Source organism: Mycobacterium sp. E2497, assembly GCF_001668695.1.
In the GTDB taxonomy this organism is placed as follows: Bacteria; Actinomycetota; Actinomycetes; order Mycobacteriales; family Mycobacteriaceae; genus Mycobacterium.
Window position 1 is genome coordinate 1 of record NZ_LZKD01000083.1, and the last position, 1,010, is coordinate 1,010.

A 1,010-nucleotide genomic window follows, 5' to 3' on the forward strand; every position below is an offset into this window, starting at 1 on the left:
CCGGCCCGCATCGTCACCGGGCAGAACCTGATTGCCCGCCTCCTCAGCGGGCCGCCTGCGGCCCGCTGAGGAGGCGGGCAATCAGGTTCTGCCCGGTGACGATGCGGGGCGGGCGGTCGGGTTCAGCCGCCCGCTAAGCCCGCAGAGCCGGGTCTTTGTACAACTCGTGACCTGGATAGGGAACAATGGGGGGGTGATTTGGCAGTTCGATGTCGGGTATGGCTGGAAAATCGCTGGCGGGGCATGCTCGGCGCCGACCAGGTCCGCAAAGGCGGGCCAGCTCGAACCTGGAGGGAGCACTCGATGGCGGCGATGAAGCCCCGGACCGGCGACGGTCCTCTGGAAGCAACCAAGGAGGGGCGCGGCATCGTGATGCGGGTACCACTTGAGGGTGGCGGTCGACTGGTCGTCGAGCTGACGCCCGACGAAGCCGCAGCCCTCGGTGACGAACTCAAGGGTGTCACGAGCTCCAGCTGAGACGTGCCGGCGGACGGCCGCCGCTACGCACACACCTTTCGGTAGATGTCCAGGGTCTGCTCGGCGATGCGGGCCCAGGAGAATTCCTCGACGCAGCGCTGGCGTCCCGCCTCGCCGTAGCGCTTCGCCTTCTCGGAGTCGGCGACGAGATCATTGACCGCTTCGGCCAGCCTCGCCTCGTAGCCGGTCGGGTCGCCGGCGTCGTAATGCACCAGTGAACCCGTCACCCCATCGACGACCACCTCGGGTATCCCCCCGACATCGGACGCCACCACGGCCGTCGCGCACGCCATCGCCTCCAGGTTCACGATACCCAGCGGCTCATACACCGATGGACAGACGAAAACCGTTGCGGCCGAGAGTATTTCGCGGATCTCGCCGATGGGCAGCATCTCCCTGATCCAGAACACGCCCTGCCGGTGGTCGGTCAGCCGTTCCACCGCGGACCGGATCTCGTCGGCGATCTCCGCAGTGTCGGGGGCGCCCGCGCACAGCACCACCTGCACCTCGGGGGCGAACCGGTGCGCCGCCGC

At 68.0% G+C, this 1,010-nt stretch carries 2 protein-coding genes; one reads left to right on the top strand and one right to left on the bottom strand.

Annotated elements, in window-relative coordinates; all coding sequences use genetic code 11:
• Positions 1–303: 303 nt before the first annotated feature.
• Entirely contained in the window at positions 304–477 is a 174-nt protein-coding gene (locus A5713_RS06260; RefSeq protein ID WP_003878471.1) for a DUF3117 domain-containing protein, read from the top strand.
• A gap of 23 nt (positions 478–500) precedes the next feature.
• Here the strand turns inward: A5713_RS06260 and A5713_RS06265 are convergent.
• Positions 501–1,010: glycosyltransferase (locus tag A5713_RS06265; protein WP_156751771.1), on the bottom strand; the 510-nt coding region annotated here is incomplete at its 5' end.